This is a genomic window from Gluconobacter sp. Dm-62 (assembly GCF_018256155.1).
GTDB lineage: Bacteria > Pseudomonadota > Alphaproteobacteria > Acetobacterales > Acetobacteraceae > Gluconobacter.
In genome coordinates this window covers 159134-179694 of the sequence record NZ_JAERLY010000004.1, presented here as the reverse complement: position 1 = coordinate 179694, position 20561 = coordinate 159134, and the positions used below count along the sequence as shown (strand labels likewise).

Here is a 20561-nt window from a genome sequence, read left to right as displayed (position 1 = left end):
GAGAAGGGTTCGGACGCGGCGGACCCTAATCTTTCCTTAAAGATCTGCGTGTGAAGCTCCTGTGAACGTCGTGTGACAGAGATGTGACAGCCCCTCAGGCGGTCTGCCATCCCAGCCCGACAATGGCGACGCGACGGCCTAGCGGCGTGTCCTGAAGAACGATGACTTCGCGCTCTTCCAGATAGTTCAGCTGCCGCCGCGCACGGCCCAGCGAGTGCGTGCCATAGGCGCGGGCCAGAGCCTCGTCGCCCGGGCAGGTTTCACCGTCCAGCGCCGTGCGGGCGAGGAGCAGGAAGACGCCCTGCACGTCCTCGGGCAGGGTCGCGGCAATGGTCTGAGCCTGTTTCCATTCCTCGCCATCAGCGCGCGCGCGGTCCAGCCCGGCGCGGATGGTAGCCAGCATCCGGTGGAACGGCCCAAGCTCCAGAACATTGCGCGACAGGCCCTGGATCCGCGCCCGGAGCTGAAAGTCCTGATACAGCGTGGCCAGCGGCTTGTAGTCCGAGCCTTCACCCGCCACGACTTCGGCCACCAGCGACCAGAGCTGGTCCGTATCAGCTTCTACGATGACGGCTGCCGGTGCAGGTTCTTCGGCTTCGCGCTCTGCACCATAGGCGTCGAGCTGTGCCAGTAGATCCGGCGGCGGTGGTCGGGAGTCCCGGCGTGCGCGGGGTGTGAACTCGTGGACCGGCTCAAGGATGATGTCCCGCAGGTCTTCGGCGGAGACGGGTTCAAGCGGCAGAAGAACCGGACCCGTGGCATGGCTTGCGGTTGTGACGGGCCCAATCGCCACAAGTTTCGGGCGGCGGCTCAGGGCAGGGCCGAGCGCCATGAACTGTCCGCGCGCCAGATCCCGGAAGGATTCCGCTGCCCGTCGCTCCATGCCCAGAAGATCGGCGGCACGTGCCATGTCGATATCGAGAAAGGTCCGGCCCATCAGGAAGTTGGATGCCTCGGCGGCCACGTTCTTGGCCAGTTTGGCGAGGCGCTGGGTGGCTATGACCCCGGCGAGACCGCGCTTTCGCCCACGGCACATGAGATTTGTCATGGCCCCGAGTGACAGGCGACGCGCTTCGTCAGACGTATCGCCGCCCGTGACGGGCGCGAAAAGCTGTGCTTCGTCCACCACCACGAGGGCAGGATACCAGTGCGCGCGGGGTGCCTCGAACATGCCGTTGAGGAACGCGCCTGCGGCCCGAAGCTGCATTTCGGCTTCGACCTGTTCAAGGTTCAGCACCACAGATGCGCGATGGGCGCGCACACGCTCGCCAGCCGCGCGAAGGCTGGCTTCGGACTGGTCTTCAACGTCGATCACCAGATGCCCGTAATGGTCGGCTAGAGTGACGAAATCGCCTTCCGGATCGATCATGACCTGCTGGACGAGGGTGGCCGTCTGCTCCAGCAGGCGCCGCAGGAGATGCGATTTTCCCGAGCCGGAATTGCCCTGGACCAGCAGGCGCGTGGCCAGGAGTTCCGGCAGATCAATGCAGGTGTCGGAGCCGTCGCGGCCCTGTCCGAGAACGATGGATGTCATGGCGTCAGGCGATAGCGGAATTGCACGATTCTAGCCACCCAAGGACGCCATTTGCCGCAGCATGAGCCGTTGAAAAACATCCCTGGAGCAGATAGCCGCCCGTCGGGGCCTCCCAGTCCAGCATTTCACCGGCCACGAAAACACCGGGGCGGGATTTCAGCATGAACCGCCCATCCACGGCATCCTGCCGCACGCCGCCCGCTGTGGAGATGGCGCGATCAAGCGCATCCATGCCGATTAGCGGCAGGGGGAGGGCCTTGATGTTCTGGGCAAGCTGAAGCGGGGATGCGTCTTTCGGGGTGGCGAACCGTAGAAGTTCGCGGGACGGCGCATCCAGCGACAAGGCTTTGCGCAGACGGTTGGTCTGGCTCTCGCGCTCGCGCTGGGCCAGCAGGCGTTTCAGAACGTCCTCGGCTGAAAGCGTCGGGCGCAGGTCGAGAGTGAGAACGGCGCGTCTTTCATTCAGGATCCTCTCCCGGAGGTCCGCCGAAAGCGCATAAAGTGCCGAGCCTTCAAGCCCGCGCGACGTGATGGTCAGATCGCCGCGTGTCTGCCGCGTCCCGAAGCTCAGTCCCACTGAATGAAGCACGCTGCCTTCGTGCCGAGCGGCGAAATCGGTGGGCCAGTCGGGCAGGAAACCACAATTCGCCGGGGCGAAAGGCGCGGTCTCACCCGTCAGGAGATCCGCCCAGCATCCATCCGAACCCAGGCGGGACCAGCTTGCGCCGCCCATGGTCAGAAGGGTCGCATCGGCCTGCACGGATTTCTGACCGTCAGGCGTTTCGAACAGCAGGCGTTCACCATTCCAGCCCACGAAGCGATGCCGGGTATGGATTTCAGTGCCCTGTTCGGCCAGTCGTCGCAGCCACGCACGCAGAAGGGGAGAGGCTTTCATTGCCGTGGGGAATACGCGCCCCGAGGAGCCGGAAAAACACGACTGTCCAAGCCCTTCGGCCCACTCTGTCAACGCCTCAGGCGAAAATGCGCGAATGATGGGCTCCAGCCAGTCCTGCGCTTTACCGTAGCGTTGCAAAAAACGATCTAGCGGCTCCGAATGCGTCAGATTCAGGTCGCTGCGTCCGGCCATGAGCAGTTTGCGCCCCACGCTGGGCATCTGGTCGAAGACCTGCACCCTGCATCCCCGCGCGGACAGGATTTCGGCTGCAAACAGCCCTGCGGGACCGGCTCCGATAATGGCGATGGACGGGGAAGGGGACGCAGCATTCATAAGCGCCTGATTGCCATGTGAGCTCGGGTTTGTCAGGCTCCGCGCCCGCAGTTCTGGCCGGAAAGGGAAATGACATGCAGGTTTTTGAGACAATCGGCGCGTTCCGCGCTGCGCGGACGGCCTACCCGACCCTCGGTTTCGTTCCGACCATGGGGTTTCTGCATGAAGGCCATCTTGGGCTGGTCCGGCGCGCGAAGGCGGAAAATGGTGCGGTCGCCGTCAGCATCTTCGTCAATCCCACACAGTTCGGCCCGAACGAGGACTATGCGTCCTATCCACGCGATCCGGAACGTGATCTGGCGCTTCTGAAAGAAGCCGGGGCTGATCTTGTGTTTCTGCCGACGCCTGACGTGCTCTATCCGTCCGGTTCTGTCACGCGGATCGAAGTCGGTGGTGTTGCGGAGGAACTGGAAGGCCAGTCCCGTCCCGGACATTTTTCCGGCGTTGCGACGGTCGTGACCAAGCTGTTCAACATCGTTCAGCCACAGCGGGTTTATTTCGGACAGAAGGATGCCCAGCAATGCGCGGTGGTCCGGCGTTTTGTGGCGGATCTGGATATCCCAGTTGAAATCGTGGTCTGTGAGATCGCGCGGGAAGCGGATGGCCTAGCCCGTTCCAGCCGCAATGTGCGCCTGACGGCTGAGAACCGTCAGAAAGCTCCGGCCCTGTATCAGGCTTTGCAGGAGGCCGCGCGGCGGTTCCACAAGGGCGAGCGAAATGCGGATTTTCTGGAAAATGCCATGCGCACCGTCCTGACCAAAGCCGGACTTCCGAATATCGATTACGCGACGGTTGTGAATGCGGAGACGTTCCGCCGCGAACAGCCCTGTTCCGACAATGCTCTGGCACTTCTGGCCGTACAGGCAGGTGCGGTCCGGCTGATTGACAACATGCCGCTTTGAGTTGCTCCCCCTTCGTGCGGTATAAGCATGAACTGCTGACGTACGGAGGATTTCAGGCATGCAGAAAACCATCATGCGTCGCGTGGCCCAGGGGCAGGGCCGCGAACCCGCCGATCTGGTCATCCGGAATGTCCGGCTGTTCGATCTGGTTACGGGCGATCTGATTCCGACCGACATCGCCGTTTGCGGCGACCGGATTGTCGGGACTTACGGCGGCTATGAAGGCGTGCAGACGATTGACGGCGCAGGCCGGATCGCCGTGCCGGGCTTTATCGACACCCATCTGCACGTTGAATCCTCACTCGTCACGCCGTTCGAGTTTGATCGCTGTGTTCTGCCGCATGGTGTGACGACAGCCATTTGTGATCCGCATGAAATGGCCAATGTGCTGGGGCGTACGGCGTTTGATTACTTTCTGGCCGCCGCTGAGCGGACCATCATGGATCTGCGCGTCAATCTCTCAAGTTGCGTACCAGCGACGTCTATGGAGACATCGGGCGCAATTCTGAATGTGGATGATCTGCTGGCCTATCGGAACCATCCGAAAGTGATCGGTCTGGCCGAGTTCATGAATATTCCGGGTGTTCTCAATGGCGATCCGGGCTGCCTGGACAAGCTGGCGGCTTTTGCGGACGGTCACATCGACGGTCATGCACCGCTCATGCGCGGCAAGGCCCTGAATGGCTATCTGGCGGCCGGTATTTCAACCGATCATGAAGCCACCGCTGCCGATGAGGCGCTGGAAAAAGTCCGCAAGGGCATGACGGTGCTGATCCGGGAGGGATCGGTCTGCAAGGATCTTGAAGCACTGGTGCCGCTTCTGAACGTCGCGACCTCACCGTTCTTCGCGTTTTGCACCGATGACCGCAACCCGCTTGAAATCGCCCATGAAGGCCATCTGGACTTCCTGATCCGTCGGGCCATTGAACTTGGCGTGGAGCCTCTGGCTGCCTATCGTGCGGCCTCCCTGTCCGCAGCTTCGGCTTTCGGTCTGAAAGATCGTGGACAAATCGCGCCGGGCAAGCGCGCGGATATTGTCCTGCTTGACGATCTGGAGCGCTGTCAGGTCTCTGATGTCATTTCTGCCGGACGCTTGGTGAACGATACGCTGTTCGCAGCCCGTGAGATCGTATCACCGGTCGGGCTGGAAAGTGTGAAACTGCCGCGCCCAGTGAGCGCGCAGGATATGCGCATTGAAGGAAGCGGCACAGACCGTCCGGTCATGGGCCTGATTCCGGGCCAAATCATCACGAAGTTTCTGCGTCTGGATCTGCCAGAAAAAGAGGGTCTGGTCTTACCCGATCCCCGGCAGGATATCGCAAAAGTCTGCGTCGTCGCCCGGCATGGACATAACGACAATATCGGCCGGGGTTTTGTGCAGGGCTTCGGGCTCAGTGCAGGGGCACTGGCGTCTTCCGTCGGGCATGACAGTCACAATATCTGCGTTGTCGGCACCGATGATGCCGACATGGCCTGCGCTGTAAATCATTTGGAAAAAACCGGTGGCGGCTTCGTCGCCGTGCGGGACGGTCAAGTTTTGGCGGAGCTGCGCCTCCCGGTCGCGGGCCTGATGAGCGATGCCCCGTACGAGCAAGTGCGGGACGATCTCATTATTTTGCGAAAAGCAGCAAAGGACATGGGCGTTGTTCTGGAAGAGCCTTTCCTGCAACTGGCTTTTCTGCCGCTACCCGTCATTCCTCATCTCAAAATCACGGATTTTGGAATGATCGATGTTCGGACAATGAGCGTGGTTTGAAAGAAAAGCCCCAGCCAGAGACAAATCTCGGGTGCGATGACTGCGCTGAGCATACAGGACATGCCGGTTACAGCGAGGTAGCTGGCCGAAAAGAGAGCGTGTGGGCAACTGTCATAGCGTGTCGCAACGCGTTTCCAGTTTTTAGTCTTCTGCACATGATTTCAATGTGGTCACGGTGCGCACACCTGCCACGGTAGTCCGCATAGACGTCACGCTGGACGCAAACCTCGTGTCTGCCATCTTTCGCGCCAGAAAGAGCCGTTTGAAGTTCCTGGTTGATGCCACATGGGAAAAACTCCAGCGTGGCCTCGCCTCAGCTATCGCTGAAAAGTGCTTCTTGAAAACCATGATACCAGACACCTGATCCTGTCAGGAAAACAGGAGCTTTCCTCACGTTTCAGGCGTTTCGGAGGCTTCTTTCATTGTGAGACCCCGCAGGGTACTCAGGGTCAGCATCTTCAGTGTTGCGTCTGTAATTTCTGCTGCTGTCGCGTTGAGAGGCAGGAGAATGCGTTTAGACGTGTGGGGACTTTCCCATGCCGCCCAGGTTCCATTGCGGTTTTTGATAATCGCATTCACGCGTATTTCAGTCTTTGTGATTTTAACGGCGGCCATCCAGGTTGACGCGCGCGCGTTGGCTGGCGTGCGGTATCTATAAGCCTTGCGGATCTCGGCCCATAAAGCATCATTCCTGTCACTTCCTGATTGCATCAGAGCTTTTACGGCATCATCATCATAAAAGAGTTCTGTATTCCGCAGGTTTTCGCTTGTCCTCAGAGTATGGTCGATATTGTCAATGAGCCATTCTTGTGAAGCCGGTACAGCCGTATGCGCGCACCATCCGGTTGGCGAAACAAAATTCCAGCCACAGTCCATCATGGCGAATACAGCGACGAACCGGTCTGTCGCAAAGAACAGGAAACCGTCAGTTCCATCCCAGGGATTGTGCATTCGCAGGCTTTCTTGAGCTGGCAGCGTGAATGGTTGCCTGATTTCACCCTTAACAGATTTAGACACCACCTGAAGTTTGCAGAAACGTGTCACCATCACCCGAAGTGTGAAAGCACGCCGTTAACTGTAAACGGCAGGACACTGTTCTGGCCTTTTTATGCCTTGGCCCAGTCATTCCCGTCCACGAGCCGTTGTGCATCGAACTGGAGCACTGGTCGCCGAACGGGGTAGGGATGTTCCGGGCGACTGGGCAAGGTCGTTTGACGTCAGCAAACAACTTTTGCAGTCAGTTTATCACCTAGCGCTGTGAGGTTCGACTTCCGCCTCGATGTAGTCCGCAGTGTCTGAGAAAGGCTGCAACCCGAACGCCCGCTGAAGCTGGCTGCATATACACCAGATCGCTGCCATCGAGGCCGCCGGAGCCCGAGTGAAGTTGCCTCCCAAGCAGACGCAAATGGCGTCTCCGTCGATGGCAAGTCTGAAGTCGAATATCAAACCTGCCGGAAAACAGCGAATTTTAAGATTGGTGGTGGACCTGACGCGATTCGAACGCGTGACCTTTGCCTTCGGAGGGCAACGCTCTATCCAGCTGAGCTACAGGTCCATGTGGGTTCAGATAACTGCTTCGGCAGAAGATTGCCAGCCCTCTTTTTGAAAGTTCTGCTGTTCAGCCGGGTGATGGCGAGAAGGTCATGGAAAAGTGCTGGTCTGGGCTGTGGCCTGCCATGCCGCGGCGGCAATATCGCCACCCGATGGCAAAAAGTGCTCCGGTTCGGTCAGCCATGAGACAGCATCCTGTGCGGCCCCTCTGCGATCCCGGCTGAGGAGATGATGGCCGCCGGGCAGTTCGTCCATCCGGGTGCCGCGGGGCAGTTTTTGGAGCAGACGCACCGTGAAGGGCGGCAGGACGAACTGGTCCCGGCCTCCAAAGATGATGAGCAGCGGGGTCCGGGCTTTGGGGGCGGCTTCGTAAGCGCTCCGCATCAGCAATGTCAGGCCGTAGAGCGGATGAATTATTGAGCTGTGCAGAGTGAGGGGGTCGAAATACATCCGTCGCAGGGCGCGCATATTGTCGCTGGCAACCCGGTGGCCTGGCACGGCTGATCCGTCGAGTTTCCAGTGTGGCGCCAGCAGATCCATGCCCCCCAGAAGGCCCTCCCAGGGCTGACCGATATCCAGCGCTGCCGGGGCGAGAAGGACTGTGCTGGCAATATGCGGCGTGTCTGTTGCTGCCAGCAGGAGTGCGATGGCGCCTCCCATACTTTCGCCCATGAGGTGAATGGGTGTGTTCGGATACCGGGCGTGCAGCCAGAGCACCTGTTCGCGGGCGTCCTGAACCAGCCTTGCCGTGCTGCTCCATCCGCCGCGGTCCGCTGTCTGTCCGAAACCGCGAATGTCGGGGGCGGCAAGAGTGAAGCCTGCGAATGCAAAGGTCGGCGCAGCAAATTCCCACGCGTCCCGGCTGTCGCCATATCCATGCAGGGCAAGAATGATGCCGCGCGGTTCTGGTGTGGTGGCCGGGTAGAGACGAAGTGGAATACGGGCGCCGTCTGACATGTCGAGTGTCAGTGTAGGGGGGATGAGGGCAGTTTCCTGCGCTGTTGGATGCAGGTCCGGCATATGCGGCGCTGTGCAGGCCTGGAGCGCCAGCAGGCAGAGCACTGTGCAGGAAAGACGTGCGAAGCGGTTTGAAACGGAAGGGAATGGGCCTATCATCGCCAAGATTTTAGAACGTCCGCTCCTTTGGGGCGAGAAGGGAGACATTCGTGCCGTCAGAAAAACCTGATCTGGAAAAGCCTGATTCGGGAAAGCCTCATCTGGTACTGATCGACGGGTCTGGTTTCATCTTCCGTGCGTTCCATGCCCTGCCGCCGATGAGCAGCCCTGAAGGCGTGCCAGTCAACGCGGTTTATGGCTTTACGAACATGCTGACGCGGCTGCTGCGGGATCATGTGGGAACGCATCTGGCCGTAATTTTCGATGCCGGTCGCGTGACGTTCCGTAATGAAATTTACCCGCAGTACAAGGCGCATCGTCCCGAGCCACCTGAAGACCTGCGCCCACAGTTCGGTCTGATCCGCGATGCCACGGCGGCCTTCAACGTGCCGTCGATCGAGCTTGCAGGCTGGGAAGCGGATGATCTTCTTGCAGCCTATGCGAAAGCGGTCGTGGAAGACGGCGGCTGCTGCACCATCATTTCGTCTGACAAGGATCTGATGCAGCTCGTGCGTCCCGGCGTTGAGCTGATGGACCCGATGAAGCAGAAGCCGATCCGTGAGGCCGAGGTTGAAGCCAAGTTCGGCGTCCGTCCTGATCAGGTTGTGGACGTGCAGGCGCTGATGGGGGATTCGACGGACAATGTGCCCGGCGTTCCCGGTATTGGTCCGAAGGGTGCCGCGCAGCTCGTCAACGAATACGGCACGCTGGAGCAGATCCTCGCCGCCGCACCAAGCATGAAGGCGTCCAAGCGGCGGGATAACCTGATCGAACATGCCGAGGCCGCACGCATGTCCCGCAAGCTGGTTCTGCTGGACGACAACGCGCCCATGCCGCAACCGATCAGCGAACTGGGTTGCCGCGAGCCTGTCCGTGAGACGCTGCGGGACTGGCTTGAGGAGATGGGGTTCCACTCCACCATCCAGCGCATGGGGCTAGGTCTGGCCGCAAAGCCGCGTCCGTTCACGCGTCAGATCGTCCGGCCCGAGGAGAAGGCGGCGGAACGGGACGAGGCTGTGACAGTCGCGATCCCCGATGCAGCTTATGGTCCCTACGAGACCGTGACGGATCTGGAGGCGCTGGACCGCTGGATTGCGGATGCGCGTGTCGCAGGTGTGGTGGCCGTCGATACCGAGACGGACAGTCTCAATGCGCGGCAGGCCAATATGGTCGGGCTGTCGCTATCGGTCGCGCCGGGGAAGGCCTGTTATGTGCCGTTCCTGCATGAAGTGACGCGCGATCTTCTGGAAGAGGCTCCAGTAGATGAGCCTGCCAGCCGCCAGCTTGACCGTGCCGAGGCGCTGGAGCGTTTGGGGCCGTTGCTGCGCGATGCGTCCGTCCTGAAAGTATTCCAGAACGCGAAATACGATCTGACCGTCTTTCGCGGCGCAGGTGTTCCTGAGATCACGCCCATCGACGACACGATGCTGATTTCCTACGCCCAGTCCGCCGCTGAGCACGGTCAGGGCATGGATGAGCTGTCGGAACTGCATCTGGGGCACACGCCTGTCCCCTATGATTCTGTGACGGGGACGGGCCGCAAGCGCATCCCGTTCGCGCAGGTCGCAATCGATGTAGCGACCGCATATGCCGCCGAGGATGCGGACGTGACGCTGCGTCTGTGGCAGGTGCTGCGTCCGCAGTTGCGGACCCGTCAGGCTCTGGCATTATATGAGGAAATCGAGCGCCCGTTGATCCAGATCCTGACGGATATGGAGGATGCCGGCATCAAGGTGGACGCCACCGAACTGCGTCGCATGTCCGTCGATTTTGCCGAGCGCATGGGCACGATCGAGCAGGAAATCCACGAACAGGTGGGACGGACTTTCAATGTCGGCTCCCCCAAGCAGCTCGGTGAGATCCTGTTCGACGAAATGGGCCTGCCAGGCGGCAAGCGGACGAAAAGCGGAAGCTGGGGCACGGATTCCGGCGTGCTGGAAACGCTGGCCGAGCAGGGGCATGACCTGCCGCGGAAAATTCTGGACTGGCGTCAGCTGGCCAAGCTGAAATCGACCTATGCCGATGCGCTGGTTCAGCAGATGGATCAGGACACGCAGCGGGTTCATACGTCCTTCCAGATGGCCATCACCACGACGGGCCGTCTGTCTTCCAACGAGCCGAACCTTCAGAACATCCCCATCCGCACCGAAGAAGGCGCGCGCATCCGCAAGGCGTTCGTGGCGGCTCCCGGATGTGTTCTGCTCTCGGCGGATTACAGCCAGATCGAACTGCGTCTTCTGGCCCATGTCGCGAAGATCGAACCTTTGCTTGAGGCGTTCCGTCTTGGGCAGGACATTCATGCGCGCACGGCGTCCGAAGTGTTCGGTATTCCGCTCGAAGGCATGGACCCCCTGACCCGTCGCCGGGCCAAGGCCATCAATTTCGGTATCATTTACGGCATTTCGGCCTTCGGTCTGGCGCAGCAGCTCCAGATTTCGCCGGGCGAGGCACGGTCCTATATCGACGCCTATTTCGCCCGCTATCCTGGCATCCGCGCCTATATGGAGCGGACCAAGGAAGAGGCGAAGAAGCATGGCTATGTCACGACACCGTTCGGGCGTCGCTGCTATGTGCCGGGCATCACCGAGAAGAACGGTGCCCGTCGCGCCTATGCGGAACGTCAGGCCATCAACGCCCCGCTTCAGGGCGGTGCGGCGGACATCATCAAGCGCGCGATGGTCCATCTGGCGCGGCGTCTGCCAGCCACTGGGCTGAAGGCGAAAATGGTTCTTCAGGTGCACGATGAACTGCTCTTCGAAGTTGAAGAGCAGGACGCAAAGGCCCTGGCGGAGTTCGTTCGCATGGAAATGGAAGGGGCCGCCACACTCGACGTGGCCCTTGAAGTAGAAACCGGTATCGGCCCAAGCTGGGCTGACGCACATTAAAGACAGGAAGGTCATGCAGACCAATCACGAACGCCGCAAGCGGGTCGGCAATCGCATCATCTGGAGCGTGCTCGCTGTGGCGGCCGTTCTGGGATATGTCGGCTTCCATCTTGCGTCCAATGGCGGGCCTGGCCTTCTGGTTCAGTCCAACGGCAATGAGGTCGGCGGCAGCTTCCGTCTGGACTCGCTGGGCGAAAGCACCGTCACCGAAGGCGATTTCCACAACACTTGGATGCTGGTCTGGTTCTTCGACGCCAACTGCCCCGAGGACAAATGCCAGCCTGTTCTGAAGAGCATGGATCAGGCTCTGGTGAAGCTGCGGGCAGAAGGCATCCGCATTTCGCCGCTTGCTGTGTCCCTCAACCCGTTCGACGAGACTGATGCGCTGAGGGAATACGTCATTCCCGTCGCCCCCCATGTCATGCCCTTCACCGGAACACCGAACATGATCAAGGCCATGACGGCCGAATATCATGCGCCGCTCCAGAAGGAGGGGGATCACTTTGTCCCCGCGCCGCAGATCGTCATTATGGACCCGAATGCGCGTTATGCCGGCACCATCCCGGCTGATGGAAATGCGGACGCCCTGATCGCGCGTCTGCGCGAACTTGCGAAGCGCTGAATGACGCGGGGGGCTGCGCTTTTCGCTGCGGGTCTGTTTCTGGGGCTGGGTCTCTCTCAGGCCCGCGCGCAGGAGCAGACACCGCCTGACTGGAACGGCGTCACGCTCGGTAGTCCCCATCGTGGCGGCACGCTGCACCTGACGGCCGATGGTCCCGGCGGCACGCTGGACCCGCAGATCAACTACGGAACCCAGTACATTCAGGTGTTCCTCAACATGTATGATCCGCTGCTGACGTTTCGTATGGTGCCGGGAACGGCGGGGCTGGAGGTTGTGCCGGACCTCGCTGATGCCATGCCCCAGATCAGTCCGGATGGTCTGACATGGCGCCTGCATCTGCGGCCTGGGCTGCATTTTTCAGACGGCTCTCCCGTACGGGTCGAGGATGTGGTGGCGTCTTTCCGTCGCATCTATCGCGCGGGCAGCCCGACCGCAGCGTCGTTCTACGGCGGCATCGAAGGCGCGAAAGATTGTCTGGAAAAGCCTGACCGCTGTACGCTTCCCGGTGTTGAAGGACACCCTGAAACTGGCGAAATCGTCTTTCATCTGACGAAACCGGATGGCGAATTTCTCTACGAACTCGCGTTTCCCCACGCCGTGATCCTGCCTGCCTCCATCCCGCCTCACGACCTTGGTGGAACAACCGCTCCGGGGACAGGCCCGTATCGCATCACCCAGTATGATCCGGGGCATGGGATGGTGCTGGAGCGAAACCCTTATTTCCACATCTGGAACCCGCAGGCCCAGACAGATGGTTTCGTGGACCGGATCGAATATGATTTCGGCCTCTCGGACGAAGCGCAGGTCACAGCCGTTGAGCAGGGCCGGTATGACTGGATGCTGGACGCCAAGCCAGCAGACCGTCTGGGTGAACTGGGCGCGCAATATACGTCCCAGGTGCACATCAATACGCTGCTGGGCCTGTATTATCTGGCGATGAACATCCATGAAAAGCCGTTCACGGATGTGCGGGTGCGTCGGGCTGTCAGCATGGCCGTCAACCGGCATGCCATGACCATCCTGTTCGGTGGCAACGCGATTTCCGAGCCCTTGTGCCAGATGGTGCCGCACGGCATTCCGGGCGCTGATCTGGGAATGGACTGTCCGCAGGATATAGAGGGTGCGCGTCGGCTTATCCATGAGGCCGGGGCCGAGGGTGCATCCGTAACACTGGTTGTTCCCAACCGCGCCATGGAACTCGGTATGGGGACTTATCTGCGCAACGCCCTCCAATCCATAGGGCTGAACGCACAACTGCGTCCGATTACAGCTGGCCTTGCGGAGCCCTACGAGCAGAACAGCGCCAATCATGTTCAGATTGCGCTGGCTTACTGGTTCGCAGATTACCCATCTGCCTCGACATTTCTCGACGACCTTTTTGGCTGTGACAATTACCATCCGAATTCGGCCGTTTCACCGAACTTCACCGGCTTCTGCGACCAGCACGTCCAGTCCCTGTTTGGTCAGGCCATGGCGCAGACTGACCCCGCAAAAGCTGCCCCAATATGGCAGGATGCCGGACGTGCCATTATGAAGCAGATGCCCGGCGCGCCCATGATCCAGATGCGCACCGTCGATTTCGTCTCAAAACGGCTCGGCAACTATTACTCGACGCTGTTGAACCACATGGTGTTTTCTCACGTGTGGGTACAATAAAGTCTGAGGAGATAGCAGTATTTGTGCTTTCCTTTCTTCTCAGGAAAGGAATGGGCATGAGAACAGTTTTTTGGATAGCGGTTTTGGCGCTCGTGCTGCACCCTGTATCTGTCTGGGCGCAGGACAGGGATGTCTCCGACTGTATTGTGGCCTCCATCGTGCTTCCTTTACTTGGGGGGCACGGTGACTCCCCACTCATTGAAGCCCTCGTTAACGGCGAGAAGGCAGCGTTCTACGTCAGCCCGGCTTTTTCCCGCATTCTCGTGCATGACACGGCGGACCTCTGGTTCCCACGAGGCGGGGATGCGCCCCTGATGGCGCAGAATGGGGAGCTGATCGTGACATCCCGAACCGGACTGGAAGATCTTCAGCTCGGAGAACTCAATCTTCACGGCGTGCTCGCCAACCTTCTGGAAGGACCCGCCCGACACCAGATCAACGGTTTGCCGATCATCGGAATGCTGGGGCTGGGTGGAGACGTGTTTGACACGACATCAATCCTGCTGGACGTCCCACACCGGAAAATCGCGTTACTGCGCTTCAGACGTACGGCAGCCTGTCGCACGGCCCCTGTGAGGCTCATGGGCTCGGCTGCCTATGGAAGCGATGTGTCTGCGGATGGACGCATGGCTGTCACGATCGGTCATCACAGCCGGGAAATGGCTCTGGACCCGGATCTTTCGGAAACTGTCATGCCCCAATCCTGGGCCAGTGACGCTGGGGTGACGCCCGAAGACCTGCGTCAGGACCCCATCGTGACCACACGCTATGTCGGCATTTCGGTGGGGCGCCGACATGCCGTAACGGATATGAACATTGGCAGCCATGCCTTGCCCGCGTTCAGCGTCCTGTTTCAGTCGTCTCTTGAAAAGGGGGCTTTTGGCCTGCCGTTTTTCGAGCATTCTGCGGTCCTGATCGACCGGCAGAATGCTCAGGTTTTTGTTTTGCCTGAAGAGAGCAGGCCACTGGAAGCAGGGCATCACCTACATTTCGATGAAAGCCATCAGGGGCAAACGGCTGTCTCCCAGAAATCCGGAACGATCAACTGACAGCTTGCCCCTGTCCGATCTTACAGCCCGATATCGTTACGGAAGATTTTATCTTCCCACTGGATTGCGGATGCGCCTTCATAGGCCAGCTTGCGGGCCTCTTCCGGCGTTGCCGCCTTGGCGCAGACCGTCAGCACACGCCCGCCATCGGCAACCAGAACGCCGTCGATCAGCTTTGTTCCTGCATGAAAGACCGAGACCCCCGGAACAGCTTCGGCGCGCTCGATCCCGCTGATCCGGCCACCCTTTTTCGGGGCGTCCGGATAGCCGTTCGCGGCCAGCACCAGCGAGATTGAGTGTTCGTCGGAAAACTCTGCGGCCGCATGGTCCAGACTGCCCTGCGCCAGTGCCGCGAGGATCGGCAGCAGGTCCGATTTCAGCCGGATCAGCAGGGCCTGGGCTTCCGGATCGCCGAAGCGGACATTGTATTCGATCAGCTTCGGCCCTTCGGTCGTCAGCATCAGCCCGGCGAAGATCACACCCCGAAACGGCGTGCCACGACGGACCATCTCCGCCAGCATGGGGCGCACCATGATGTCGAGCGCCTTTTCCTGCATCTCGCGCCCGAAAGCGGGGGGCGGGGAAATCGCACCCATGCCACCGGTATTTGGGCCGGTATCGCCATCGCCGAGGCGCTTGTGATCGCGGGCCGCACCGATAAGCACGGCCTTGTCGTCCGAGCAGAAGGCGAAGAGCGAGACTTCCTCGCCCACCAGACATTCCTCGATCACAAGCGGCATACCGAGCTGACGGATGGCGTTCTCGGCCTCCTCAACGCTCTGGGCGACAACCACGCCCTTGCCGCCAGCCAGACCGTCCGCCTTGATGACGATCGGTGCACCTCGACGACGCACGAACTCGATGGCAGGCGCTTCGTCCTCGAACTGCTCCCAGCGTGCCGTCGGAATGCCAGCGGCGTCCGCTACGTCCTTCGTGAACGCCTTGCTGCCTTCCAGCAGGGCCGCAGCCTTCGTCGGACCCGCGCACGGAATGCCCGCTTCAGCGCAGACATCCGCCAGACCGGCCACCAGCGGCGCTTCGGGACCGGGGACAATCAGATCAATCTTCTGATCCTGTGCGAACTGCACCAGCCCGGCAACGTCGTCGGCTTTCAGCGGAACGAGAGTTGCAACCGCGGCCATTCCCGGATTGCCGGGGGCGGCATACAGGGCGGTCAGGCTCGGCGAGCGCGCAAGACATGTAGCCAGGGCATGTTCACGCCCTCCGGACCCGACCAGCAAAACGCGCATTCCGCTTATCCTTTATTATGCAATCGTGGGCTTCGTTTGACGGCGTGCGTAGCATAGACTGATGCCATGATGGAGAGTGATGGCGCATCGATCCGCGGGAATGTTCCGCAATATTCGGTTTCCGAAATTTCCGGGGCGATCAAACGCACGCTGGAGAGCGGATTCGGCCGTGTCCGCGTGCGTGGTGAGATCACGGAACTCAAGCGCTATCCGTCCGGCCATATCTATCTGTCGCTCAAGGATGAAGGCGGCAAGATCGCCGGTGTGATCTGGCGCGGAAGCGTCTCGCGTCTCGGCATGGCGCCCGAGAACGGCAATGAAGTCATCGCAACCGGCCGCGTCTCGGCCTATGGCGAACGCTCCAGCTACCAGCTTGTCATTGACCGCATGGAGTTCGCGGGCGAGGGGGCTTTGCTTGCAAATATCGAGCGCCTGCGCCGCAAGCTGCTCGAAGAAGGGCTGTTCGACCCCGAGCGCAAGAAAGCCATTCCGTTCCTGCCGTCCCTCGTGGGTGTCATCACGTCGCGTTCCGGCGCGGTGCTGCACGATATCATCACGACGATCAGCCGCCGTTTCCCGCGTGACGTCCTGCTCTGGCCGGTTCCGGTGCAGGGAGAGGGCGCGGCAGCCCAGATTGCCGCTGCCATCGAAGGCATGTCCGTCCGCCGCCCGCGCACGCCGGATATTCTGATCGTCGCGCGTGGTGGTGGCTCTCTCGAAGATCTGATGGCCTTCAACGACGAACGCGTCCTGCGCGCCGTTGCAGCATGTCCCGTCCCGGTCATTTCGGCGGTCGGCCATGAAACTGACACCACGCTGATCGATCTCGTCTCGGACCGTCGCGCGCCCACACCGACTGCTGCGGCCGAAATGGCCGTGCCCCTGCGGTCGGAAATGGTCGCGGACATGGCGCATCGCAATGCGCGCCTGACGGGTGCGCTTACCCGCATCATCCAGACGGCGCGGGCAAGACTGGATCAGGCCGCCGCCCGTCTGCCGGACCTGCCGGGACTGCTCGATTCCGCCCGGATGCGGCTGGATGATCGTGGACAGCGTCTCGATCTGGCACTCCCGTCCTTCCTCATGCGTATCCGCAACCGGCTCGACGCGCCGGGGATGCACCTTCCATCGCCGGAGCTTCTGATCGGACGCAGCCGGACGCGATTGCAGGCCCTGCGTCTGCCCGCGCCCGAAGTTCTCGTCAGCCGCGCCCGCGCGCGCCTGACGGCACCCACGACCCATCTGCCCAGCCCGGAACTGCTGATCGAACGCCGTCGCGCTGCCCTTCGGAGCGTGTCGGGTGGGCTGGATACGGCCTGGCAGCGCTCGCTCCAGACTTTTCAGCTCCGAACCGAGCGCCAGCGCCTGTCGTCGGATGTTCTCAGAAGCGCCATCCGTCTCCAGCAGGCCCGGCTTCAGGGACTTGGTAGCCATCTTGAAGCTGTCTCTCCCCGCGCCATTCTTAGCCGGGGCTATGTCCTCGTGCAGGATGAGAACGGACAGCCCGTTACGAGTGCGGAGGCCCGCCCTGTTGCCGATCGCGTCGTTCTGTCTTTCGCGAACGGGGATCGTGGGGCAAGACTGGACAGTCTGTCGCCGCAGGGCGATCTTGGACTGTAATCTTTCCATCTGATCTGTGATCCGGAGTCTGCATGCGTTCGTTCTGGTTGAGTCTTGTTGCCCTGCCGCTGCTGGCAGCTTGCGCCCAGCAGCCAACGGCTCCTGCGCATCCTGCCGCTTCTGCAACGCAGGCCAGAATCCCGCCGCAGGATTTTGCTCCGGGTCTGGCAGAGGAAGCGCCAGAGGATGGCAAGAAAAAGCTGTTCAATGATCCGTCCGCACCGCTGAACACACCGCTTTGCGGTACGGCGCTTCAGGAGCAGGCTCAGGCAGGTGCAGCGCTCTACCCGCAGGGTGTGGCCAGCACGAGTTCCTGCCCGCGCAATGCCTGTTTCCAGCCGCTGACCGGGACCTATATTGCGGCAACCGGCGCACAGAGCGTCTGCCGCTAGAAAGCTTATTTCGTACTAAAGGAAAAGGCCGGTCGGGATATCCCGACCGGCCTTTTTCATGTTCGGCGAAGACGCTGAAAGATCAGCGCTTCCACCAGCCAGCACGACGCTTCGCCGGCGCGACTTCATCAATGTTCACCGGCTGAAGGACATTGCCCTCTTCCGTTGCAGCTTCGACAGGCTTGGCCTTCGGAGCGCGACGGGCGCGGATGCGCTTTGGCTTGACGGCCTCTTCGGATGCGACCTCTGCCGGAGCCGGAGCGACGTCTGCCACGGGCTCAGCCGGAGCTTCAGCCTCGACGGCCTGTGCCTTCGGTGCGCGGCGCGTCCGAGTCCGACGGGGCTTGGGAGCCTCTTCGGCCACAGGCTCTTCCGCTGCCGGTGCTGCGTCGGCCACAGGGGCTTCAGCTGTAACCGTCTCGGCTGGAGCGGCCTCCACAGCCTTGGCGCGGGCCGGACGACGTCCACGACCCCGACGGGGCTTGGGAGCCTCCTCCGCCACAGGTTCTTCCACGACGATGGTCGTTTCAGCAGCCGGGATATGCTCGATCACGACTTCCGTGGGGGCGCTGATTCCAGTCTGAAGGGCCTGTGTCGTCCCTTCAAACTCGGCCTGCTCGATCACGTCGAAGATGTCGAAGCTGCCACCAAACGGATCAGCCGGCGTCGGACCCGTGTAACGACGCGGAGCCGGACGCTCCTCGCGCTCTTCACGACGTCGCGGGTTGCGGGGGGGCTGTGCCGGAGCACTCGGACGCGGGGTCTGAGTCGGACGGGCCGGGGCCACGTCACGGGCCTCGGACACGGGTTCGGCAGCGGCTGTCTCGGAGCCTTCATTCTCCTTGACGACACGCTTGAAGCGGGTCCGGCGACGGCCCGGGATGATCCCGTTCTCATCTGCGCCTTCGGGTGCTGCGATCTCGCGGGTTTCAGCCGTCGGAGCATCCTGCTCCTGACCGTTATCCGTAGCCGTAACGTCACCGTTCTGCTCACGACGGCCACCACGACGGCGACGACGGCGACGGCGACGGCCGCCATTGCTTTCCTCGTCGCTTTCGGAGGTTGCCACGTCCTCGATGATCTCGGCATCGACAACAGGCGTTTCCGTGCGCAGGGCGACAGGAGCCTGTTCTTCGATGATCTCAATCGTCCGGACATGCTCGGGAGCACGTTCGACAGCGCGTTCCGGAGCGCGGACCTGTGCAGGAGCCGGGGTCTGGGCCTGAAGGCGCTCGATGCGCATGTCAGCCGCAGCCAGGTTTTCTTCCGTGCGGAAAATCACCTGCATGCGGTGATGGCGTTCGATATCCGCCAGCCAGGAGCGCTTGTGGTTGAGGATGTAGAGCGCAATTTCCGAGCCCACATGCACTTCGATTTCAGCCGAACGCTGACGTGCGCCTTCCTCGTCGATGGCGCGCAGGACATGCAGGGCCGAGCTTTCCGTTCCACGGATGAAGCCGGTGCCCTGACAGTGCGGGCAGGGCGTCAGGACGGATTCCGCAATGGACGGACGCAGGCGCTGGCGGGACATCTCCAGCAGGCCGAAATGGGAAATATGCCCGACCTGGATGCGTGCGCGGTCGGAGCGCAGGGCTTCCTTGAGGCGCTTTTCCACCTGTGCGTTGTGGCGGCGGCTTTCCATGTCGATGAAATCGATCACGACCAGACCGGCCAGATCGCGCAGACGAAGCTGGCGGCCCACTTCCTCGGCAGCTTCGAGGTTCGTGCGCAGGGCCGTTTCCTCGATGTTGCGCTGGGAGGTGGACTTGCCGGAGTTCACGTCGATGGCGACGAGGGCTTCGGTCTGGTTGATGACCAGATAGCCACCTGACGGCAGACGGGCCGTGGGCGAGAACATCGCGTCCAGATGGCCTTCGACATTGTAGCGCGCAAACAGGCTCTGGCCGCGGTTCTGCCAGAGCTTCACCTTGTTGGCGTTGCTCGGCATCAGCAGGCGCATGAACTCGCGCGCGCTCTTCCAGGCGGCTTCGCCATCCACGAGGATGTCTTCGATGTCCTTGGAATACAGGTCACGGATAACGCGCTTGATGAGGCTTGCTTCCTCATAGACCAGCGTCGGCGCGACCGAAGACAGGGCGTGCGAGCGGATATCGTCCCAGAGCTGGAGCAGATATTCGCAGTCGCGCGTGACTTCCTGAGCCGGGCGACCGGCACCGGCTGTCCGGACGATCATCGCCATGGATTTCGGCAGGTCCAGCTCTGCAATGACGTCGCGCAGACGGCGGCGGTCGGCATCGGACGTGATCTTGCGCGAAACGCCACCGCCACGCAGGGCGTTCGGCATCAGGACGCAGTAGCGACCGGCAAGGGAGACATAGGTTGTCAGGGCCGCGCCCTTGTTGCCGCGCTCTTCCTTGACGACCTGCACCAGCAGCACCTGACGGCGGCGGATGACTTCCTGGATCTTGTAGTTGCGCAGAAAACGGGCCGTGCGACGCGACGACGCGCTTTCTTCGCCCGTGTCGTGCTCGCCGCCAACGGTCTCGGGTGCGCGACGGTCATGGTTGTCACCGTCTTCGCTGTCGGATGCGTCTTCAGCGACCGTTTCGGTCTCGGCATCATCGCCGGCATCGCCGCGCTCGGCAATTTCCTCTTCCTGGAGCGCGATAAGCTTTTCGCGGTCTGCGACAGGGATCTGGAAATAGTCGGGATGGATTTCGCTGAAGGCGAGGAAGCCGTGGCGGTTGCCACCATATTCGACGAAAGCGGCCTGAAGGCTCGGCTCTACGCGAATGACCTTGGCAAGATAGATGTTGCCCTTGAGCTGCTTCTTGGTCGATGTCTCGACGTCGTAATCTTCGACGCGGTCACCATCCATGACCACAACACGCGTTTCTTCCGCGTGTGTGGTGTCGATGAGCATACGCTTGGTCATGGAAAACTGAACTCCACGACGCTCCATAATGGCTGCCTGGGCCGGGGGGAACGTCAGATTGTGTGGGGTGGAGGGAACGGCGCAGTCCGAACGCGCAGCGACGG

Annotated in this window: 14 protein-coding genes and 1 tRNA gene; 8 read left to right on the top strand and 7 right to left on the bottom strand. The window is 61.2% G+C overall.

Annotation, left to right across the window (positions count from 1 at the left end):
* Positions 1–94: 94 nt before the first annotated feature.
* Complete coding sequence (locus JK202_RS06795; protein WP_211559492.1) at positions 95–1534, bottom strand: ATP-binding protein; 1440 nt, start codon at positions 1532–1534, stop codon at positions 95–97.
* A 4-nt stretch (positions 1535–1538) separates the two neighbouring features.
* On the bottom strand, positions 1539–2762 hold the full coding sequence (locus JK202_RS06790) for a TIGR03862 family flavoprotein (protein WP_211559490.1): 1224 nt from the start codon (positions 2760–2762) through the stop codon (positions 1539–1541).
* Between the two features lie 74 nt (positions 2763–2836).
* Between JK202_RS06790 and panC the strand changes: the two genes are divergently transcribed.
* A complete protein-coding gene (gene panC, locus JK202_RS06785) occupies positions 2837–3664 on the top strand; it encodes a pantoate--beta-alanine ligase (RefSeq protein ID WP_211559488.1) in 828 nt (275 codons plus the stop codon).
* A 58-nt stretch (positions 3665–3722) separates the two neighbouring features.
* Positions 3723–5420, top strand: a complete 1698-nt coding sequence (ade, locus tag JK202_RS06780) for an adenine deaminase (protein ID WP_211559486.1) — start codon at positions 3723–3725, stop codon at positions 5418–5420.
* A gap of 390 nt (positions 5421–5810) precedes the next feature.
* Here the strand turns inward: ade and JK202_RS06775 are convergent, their stop codons facing one another.
* From JK202_RS06775 to JK202_RS06765, 3 genes are all read right to left on the bottom strand, one after another.
* Positions 5811–6467: a hypothetical protein gene (locus JK202_RS06775; RefSeq protein WP_211559484.1), complete on the bottom strand. Its 657-nt coding sequence runs from the start codon at positions 6465–6467 to the stop codon at positions 5811–5813.
* Positions 6468–6898: 431 nt separating this feature from the next.
* Positions 6899–6975 (bottom strand) — tRNA-Arg (locus JK202_RS06770).
* Between the two features lie 86 nt (positions 6976–7061).
* Positions 7062–8087: an alpha/beta hydrolase gene (locus JK202_RS06765; RefSeq protein WP_211559482.1), complete on the bottom strand. Its 1026-nt coding sequence runs from the start codon at positions 8085–8087 to the stop codon at positions 7062–7064.
* Between the two features lie 50 nt (positions 8088–8137).
* On the opposite strand from JK202_RS06765, the gene polA reads away from it, so the two are divergent.
* The 4 genes from polA to JK202_RS06745 are packed head-to-tail and all read left to right on the top strand — an operon-like array spanning position 8138 to position 14299.
* Entirely contained in the window at positions 8138–10972 is a 2835-nt protein-coding gene (polA, locus tag JK202_RS06760) for a DNA polymerase I (RefSeq protein ID WP_211559480.1), read from the top strand.
* 13 nt (positions 10973–10985) lie between these two features.
* Positions 10986–11594, top strand: a complete 609-nt coding sequence (locus JK202_RS06755; RefSeq protein WP_211559478.1) for an SCO family protein — start codon at positions 10986–10988, stop codon at positions 11592–11594.
* Complete coding sequence (locus JK202_RS06750) at positions 11595–13250, top strand: ABC transporter substrate-binding protein (protein WP_211559476.1); 1656 nt, start codon at positions 11595–11597, stop codon at positions 13248–13250.
* 56 nt (positions 13251–13306) lie between these two features.
* Positions 13307–14299 (top strand): hypothetical protein, encoded by a 993-nt coding sequence (locus JK202_RS06745; RefSeq protein WP_211559474.1) that lies wholly within the window; start codon positions 13307–13309, stop codon positions 14297–14299.
* Between the two features lie 20 nt (positions 14300–14319).
* Here JK202_RS06745 and purD read toward each other — a convergent pair whose 3' ends face one another.
* Complete coding sequence (purD, locus tag JK202_RS06740; protein WP_211559472.1) at positions 14320–15549, bottom strand: phosphoribosylamine--glycine ligase; 1230 nt, start codon at positions 15547–15549, stop codon at positions 14320–14322.
* Positions 15550–15615: 66 nt separating this feature from the next.
* Between purD and xseA the strand changes: the two genes are divergently transcribed.
* Both xseA and JK202_RS06730 read left to right on the top strand, forming a co-directional pair.
* Positions 15616–17169, top strand: a complete 1554-nt coding sequence (xseA, locus tag JK202_RS06735) for an exodeoxyribonuclease VII large subunit (protein ID WP_211559471.1) — start codon at positions 15616–15618, stop codon at positions 17167–17169.
* Positions 17170–17201: 32 nt separating this feature from the next.
* Positions 17202–17561 carry a hypothetical protein gene (locus tag JK202_RS06730; protein WP_211559469.1) on the top strand — a complete coding sequence of 120 codons (360 nt, stop codon included), beginning with the start codon at positions 17202–17204 and terminating at the stop codon, positions 17559–17561.
* An 82-nt stretch (positions 17562–17643) separates the two neighbouring features.
* Here the strand turns inward: JK202_RS06730 and JK202_RS06725 are convergent, their stop codons facing one another.
* Positions 17644–20457 carry an Rne/Rng family ribonuclease gene (locus JK202_RS06725; RefSeq protein WP_211559467.1) on the bottom strand — a complete coding sequence of 938 codons (2814 nt, stop codon included), beginning with the start codon at positions 20455–20457 and terminating at the stop codon, positions 17644–17646.
* Positions 20458–20561 lie beyond the last annotated feature (104 nt).

Bases quoted from the DNA above. Each gene is read 5' to 3' on its own strand.
- JK202_RS06795 (WP_211559492.1), bottom strand. From the start codon at position 1,534: ATGACATCCATCGTTCTCGGACAGGGCCGCGACGGCTCCGACACCTGC.
- JK202_RS06790 (WP_211559490.1), bottom strand. From the start codon at position 2,762: ATGAATGCTGCGTCCCCTTCCCCGTCCATCGCCATTATCGGAGCCGGT.
- panC (WP_211559488.1), top strand. From the start codon at position 2,837: ATGCAGGTTTTTGAGACAATCGGCGCGTTCCGCGCTGCGCGGACGGCC.
- ade (WP_211559486.1), top strand. From the start codon at position 3,723: ATGCAGAAAACCATCATGCGTCGCGTGGCCCAGGGGCAGGGCCGCGAA.
- JK202_RS06775 (WP_211559484.1), bottom strand. From the start codon at position 6,467: ATGGTGACACGTTTCTGCAAACTTCAGGTGGTGTCTAAATCTGTTAAG.
- JK202_RS06765 (WP_211559482.1), bottom strand. From the start codon at position 8,087: ATGATAGGCCCATTCCCTTCCGTTTCAAACCGCTTCGCACGTCTTTCC.
- JK202_RS06755 (WP_211559478.1), top strand. From the start codon at position 10,986: ATGCAGACCAATCACGAACGCCGCAAGCGGGTCGGCAATCGCATCATC.
- JK202_RS06750 (WP_211559476.1), top strand. From the start codon at position 11,595: ATGACGCGGGGGGCTGCGCTTTTCGCTGCGGGTCTGTTTCTGGGGCTG.
- JK202_RS06745 (WP_211559474.1), top strand. From the start codon at position 13,307: ATGAGAACAGTTTTTTGGATAGCGGTTTTGGCGCTCGTGCTGCACCCT.
- purD (WP_211559472.1), bottom strand. From the start codon at position 15,549: ATGCGCGTTTTGCTGGTCGGGTCCGGAGGGCGTGAACATGCCCTGGCT.
- xseA (WP_211559471.1), top strand. From the start codon at position 15,616: ATGATGGAGAGTGATGGCGCATCGATCCGCGGGAATGTTCCGCAATAT.
- JK202_RS06730 (WP_211559469.1), top strand. From the start codon at position 17,202: ATGCGTTCGTTCTGGTTGAGTCTTGTTGCCCTGCCGCTGCTGGCAGCT.
- JK202_RS06725 (WP_211559467.1), bottom strand. From the start codon at position 20,457: ATGACCAAGCGTATGCTCATCGACACCACACACGCGGAAGAAACGCGT.